The organism is Dietzia cercidiphylli (genome assembly GCF_014145145.1).
GTDB classification, from domain to species: Bacteria; Actinomycetota; Actinomycetes; order Mycobacteriales; family Mycobacteriaceae; genus Dietzia; species Dietzia natronolimnaea.
In genome coordinates, this window is sequence record NZ_JAALEA010000208.1 from 1 (window position 1) to 4,228 (window position 4,228).

At 68.4% G+C, this 4,228-nt stretch carries 6 protein-coding genes; 5 read left to right on the forward strand and 1 reads right to left on the reverse strand.

Annotated features, from left to right (window positions below; genetic code table 11):
• Positions 1-172 precede the first annotated feature (172 nt).
• From G6028_RS08065 to G6028_RS08080, 4 genes are all read left to right on the forward strand, one after another.
• Positions 173-541 carry a hypothetical protein gene (locus G6028_RS08065; protein ID WP_182658569.1) on the forward strand — a complete coding sequence of 123 codons (369 nt, stop codon included), beginning with the start codon at positions 173-175 and terminating at the stop codon, positions 539-541.
• Positions 538-1,032 carry a hypothetical protein gene (locus G6028_RS08070; protein WP_182658570.1) on the forward strand — a complete coding sequence of 165 codons (495 nt, stop codon included), beginning with the start codon at positions 538-540 and terminating at the stop codon, positions 1,030-1,032. The genes G6028_RS08065 and G6028_RS08070 overlap by 4 nt, the downstream gene beginning before the upstream one ends.
• The gene (locus G6028_RS08075) at positions 1,029-1,697 is read left to right on the forward strand and encodes a hypothetical protein (protein ID WP_182658571.1); all 669 of its coding nucleotides are present in this window, start codon (positions 1,029-1,031) and stop codon (positions 1,695-1,697) included. The genes G6028_RS08070 and G6028_RS08075 overlap by 4 nt, the downstream gene beginning before the upstream one ends.
• A 478-nt stretch (positions 1,698-2,175) precedes the next feature.
• Positions 2,176-3,120 (forward strand): DMT family transporter, encoded by a 945-nt coding sequence (locus tag G6028_RS08080; protein WP_182658572.1) that lies wholly within the window; start codon positions 2,176-2,178, stop codon positions 3,118-3,120.
• On the opposite strand, the gene G6028_RS08085 is transcribed toward G6028_RS08080, so the two are convergent.
• On the reverse strand, positions 3,079-3,771 hold the full coding sequence (locus G6028_RS08085) for an NrtR DNA-binding winged helix domain-containing protein (protein WP_182658573.1): 693 nt from the start codon (positions 3,769-3,771) through the stop codon (positions 3,079-3,081). The two genes, G6028_RS08080 and G6028_RS08085, sit on opposite strands and share 42 nt — an antisense overlap.
• A gap of 77 nt (positions 3,772-3,848) precedes the next feature.
• On the opposite strand from G6028_RS08085, the gene G6028_RS08090 reads away from it, so the two are divergent.
• Positions 3,849-4,228, forward strand: a 380-nt coding sequence (locus G6028_RS08090) for a hypothetical protein (protein ID WP_182658574.1), incomplete at its 3' end; no start/stop codon positions are given.

The window sequence follows — 4,228 nt, forward strand, 5'->3', positions numbered from 1 at the left end:
TAATTGCAGTGGCCACTTTAGCGGGAACACTCCAGCCGGGGAGCGGTGCAACGTCCGCCGAGGCGACCGAGTAGCCCACCTCGCACGCCAAGACAAATACATTCGCGACCTCTACAGCCCCCGCCGGCGCACCGACTAACCCCCCACCATCCCGACTGACTGGAGGCCCCTCGTGGCTTTGAAGTTGACCCTCATGCTCGCCCGCACGAGCCTCGTGCAGGACCGCCTCGACGCCCTCATCGACGCCCGTTCGACCACCGCCGCCCGTATAGTCCGGCAGCTCTCCGAGGATGACGCCAAGGTGCTGCTGTTCGCCGCCGTCACGAGCGTGGACCCCCGGTGGAAGTTCCCGCTCAATCCCGACGCCGACACCCCGCAAGCCAAAGCCGAGGCCGTAGCCGACCGCACCCGCCGCGCCCTCGCTGACTGTCTCATCGAGAACCCGCAAGCGATACGCCCGATGATCGCCGCCGTCTCGGATGCAATCGCACACCATGACCCCCGCCGCCGGGACGACGAACAGACCGAGGATGCCGCATGACCGGGAGTGCCGGACCCGCGCCCGCGCGCGTAAGGGAGCTGGCAGAGCAGGGATACGGCAGGAACGCTTGCGCCCGTGAACTAGGGATCTCCCGGCGGGCGGTTGACGCGGCCGCCGTCGAAGCGGGCGTGGAGTGGTCCCGGGAGCACACCCGGCAGGCGACCGCTGCACTCGTGGCCGATTCACAGCACGAACTGTCCGCGATGTTTTCGGAGACCGCCAGCCTCGCCGCTCGACGCTTGCTTGTGGAGCTGCAATCGGAGAGCCCGGACCCGGCGTTAATTCGCGCACTCTCATCGGCTGCGGATCTGCCGGCGGGGAAGTTGCTCATCATCGCGGACCGGGTGTCCACGACCGACCACGACGACCGGGGCGACTCGCTGCTCGACACGCTCGCATCGGGGTTCGCCTCATGGGCGGAGCACGTAGCCAACACCACCGACCACGACGACCACGACCGACCCATCACCATCGAAGGGAACACCCGATGACCCGTAAGACCTTGCACCAGATCGAGACTGAACTCGACGCCATCCGTACCGAGGCCCGAGCCACCGCAACCCGCCTGCGGTCCAGTGGCGACTACACGCCCCAGGGCATCGCGGACACGTTCGACCGGTACCGGCAGCACAACGCCTGGGACGACAAGGTGGCGGAGCTTGCCGCCGCCGCGTCCGCCGCAATCGACAATGCTTCCCGCCAGCGCGACGAGTTGAAGTCCGCGATGGTCACCCCGACCGGGACCACCGAAGAGCAGCTCCTCGCCGAACTACGCCACCAGCGTCGGGCGCAGCGTGTGTCCGCCGCTCTGGAGGCCGGCGCAGGCGCATTGGTCGAACTCATCGTCAATGCGGACCAGGCCGACCTTCCGCTCCTGCACGAGCACGCTGTTGACTACTACTCGGTGAGGGGAGGGCAGGCAGGAGAGGCTGGTATGGCGATGATCGACCACGCGCTCCAGCAGCGCTCGCCCGAGTACGCAGCCGCCGCGTCGACCGCAGGCCGCGCCGAGTCCACCCGCCACGTCATCGCCGAGAAGCTCAAGTTCGTACAGGCCGCTGTGACTGATCCGAACGCATCCGATCCGACTCCCGGTGGTGTGGCTACGGTGTCCGTCTCCGCTGCCGGTGAGGACGTGGCGAACCTCGCCGCGTAACCCAAGACCCCCGGCCCTCGTGGTCGGATGCCGCGCCCCACAGGTCCTGGTGACCGGCGTGGCAGCGCCCCCAGCACCATCCGGTGTTGGGGGTGTCGTGCATTTGTCGAATCCCCGCGCGCGAGAGTGCTGGAGGTTTATACCCCGTCCATGTTTTATCCAGCACATTGATTGAAACCTAGACGAATCCCGGCAGCGTCCAAGGTATGCGGGCAGGGTGCATATCCCCACGTCGGCAGCCGTAAACGAATCTCATGGAATGACCCCGCCGAGAGTGACCCGATTACAAGAGGTTAGGGGTTCGAGTCCCTTCGGGCGCACAACAGCGGTACCGGCAGCGCCCTCGTCCACGCGGACGGGGGCGTTCGTCGTTCGTCCCTCCGCCGGTGACTCATATGGCCGAGGTCGTGCGCCGGGGGCCGGGGGTGGGGCGGACGGTACGACGACGACGAGACCGGCCGCTTCGTAGGCTGGGCCGATGCCCCAGCCCGCTCGAGATGCGCTCCGCCGCAACGCCGGCCATCTGGCGTCGGTGGCCCTGGTGATCATGTGGAGTTCGGGCTATGTCGGCGCGGAGCTCGGGACCCGGACCGGTGGGACCTCGCTGCAGCTGCTCGGCTGGCGGTTCTCGATCCTCGGGCTCCTGCTGCTCTCGGTCTGCCTCGTGCTCCGGGTGCGGTTGACCGACCGGAGGGCGTGGGCGCGGCAGGCGGTGCTGGGTCTGTTCAGTCAGGCCGTGTTCCTGTTCATGATCTTCGAGGGTGTCGCCCGCGGCGTCGACGGCGGGACGGCGGCGCTGATCGCGGCGCTGCAGCCGCTCCTCGTGGCGACCGTCGCGGGCAGGTTCCTCGGGGAACGGACCACACCGGTCATGTGGATCGGCATGCTGCTCGGGATGGCGGGCGTCGTGGTGGTGGTCTCGGGCGGCCTGGGTGCCGGCAGCGCCCCGTGGTGGGCGTACCTGTTCCCGGTGGCCGGGATGCTGAGTCTGGCCACGGGGACGGTCCTCACCCAACGCCTCAGGCCCACGGAGACCCTGCTCCAGTCCATCACCATGCAGTCGGTCGTCGCAGCGGTGGCACTGGTCGCCGCGATGCTGCTGGTCGGACAGGGCGCGGTGCCGGCCGAGCCCGAGTTCTGGGTGGCGGTGGCCTGGCTGGTGTTCCTGTCCACGCTCTGCGGGTACGTCCTCTACGTGTTCGTCACCCGCACCCGGGGCGCGACGGTGGCCAGCGTCCTGCTCTATCTGACCCCGCCCACCACCATGGTCTGGGTGTGGCTGATGTTCGGGGTGCCGATCACTGTTCTCGCGGTGGTCGGTATGGCGGTCAGCGCGGTCGGCGTGATCCTGGTGCTGCGGTCCCGGTCGGCGCAACACAAGTCAGCGCGCACGCCGGAACAGCGCGGCCGGGCGACCGCGTAGCGCCGTGGAGAGGGCCACCTCGCCGTCGTCATCCACGACCGATTCCAGGTGCGGCCGCATCCGCCTGGCGAAGTTGTCCTTGTGCAACGCCTCACCGATGACGGCCTCGTGCACCCGGCGCAGTTGGAGGAGCGTGAACGGCTCGGCCAGGAAGCCATCGGGGTCCGGGCCGACGTCGACGTAGCGCAGGCGGATCTCGTAGCGCTCCCGGACGTCCCGGATCGCGGCGTCCACTATCGAGTCGTGGTCGAACAGAAGTGAGTCGACGCCCTCGAGTCGACCGTCGATGGTGACCCTCGTGAGATCACCATTCGCTCCGGACAGTGCTGATTCGGGGAGGGGGAGCGCATGCGCGGCGGAGACGGCCCACGTCCGTCCGTCGCGCTCCGGGTCGTCGAAGAGTCGTAACAGGCGCGGACGGATGGTCTCGTGGGGTGCGATCCCCACCTTCTCGCGGAGCACGTAATCGGCGGTCTCGGAGACCCTCGTGCGTTCGCGGAGGAAGGCGCCGGGCAGTGCGCGACCGTCGGGATCGGTCCGCGATTGGGTGAATATCCGTAGCTCGGGGTCGGTGCCGCCGGCTCCCGTCACGGTGAGGATCGCCAGGTCCACTGCCACGGCGGGACGGGGGAATCGTTCGAGATCGGACATGCCCTCACATTAGCGCGATAAGCGTGCTAATGTTTAGCGCGTTGGGAGTGCTAAATCGGGGTCGGAAGGGGCGTGACATGGAACGGGAAGACATGGGACGGCGAGACGACGGCATGAGGGATGGCACCGAGTGCGCGTGGGGCGTGTTTCTCGACACGCTGATCTGCCGACTCGGCGATATCCGGGATGGTGAGACGTTGGCGCTGATCGCGCCCTCGGGCCGGCAGGAGTGGGCGTCGCAACTGGTGATCCGCGCCGATCGCCGGCGCGGGTGGATGTGGGTGACGCGGGGAATCCGCGGCAGCACCGCCGCGGAGGACATGGTCGCGCGCGTCGGTGAGGACGGCGCGTTCACGCTGGCGGACGCGATCGTCCGGGTGGCACGCGGGGACCTGCTGCTGCCGCACCCGCAGTTGTTCACGGCCCGCGCCACCGGGCCGGGCGCCGCGGCGGTGGC

Bases quoted from the DNA above. Each gene is read 5' to 3' on its own strand.
- G6028_RS08085 (WP_182658573.1), bottom strand. From the start codon at position 3,771: ATGTCCGATCTCGAACGATTCCCCCGTCCCGCCGTGGCAGTGGACCTG.
- G6028_RS08070 (WP_182658570.1), top strand. From the start codon at position 538: ATGACCGGGAGTGCCGGACCCGCGCCCGCGCGCGTAAGGGAGCTGGCA.
- G6028_RS08080 (WP_182658572.1), top strand. From the start codon at position 2,176: ATGCCCCAGCCCGCTCGAGATGCGCTCCGCCGCAACGCCGGCCATCTG.
- G6028_RS08075 (WP_182658571.1), top strand. From the start codon at position 1,029: ATGACCCGTAAGACCTTGCACCAGATCGAGACTGAACTCGACGCCATC.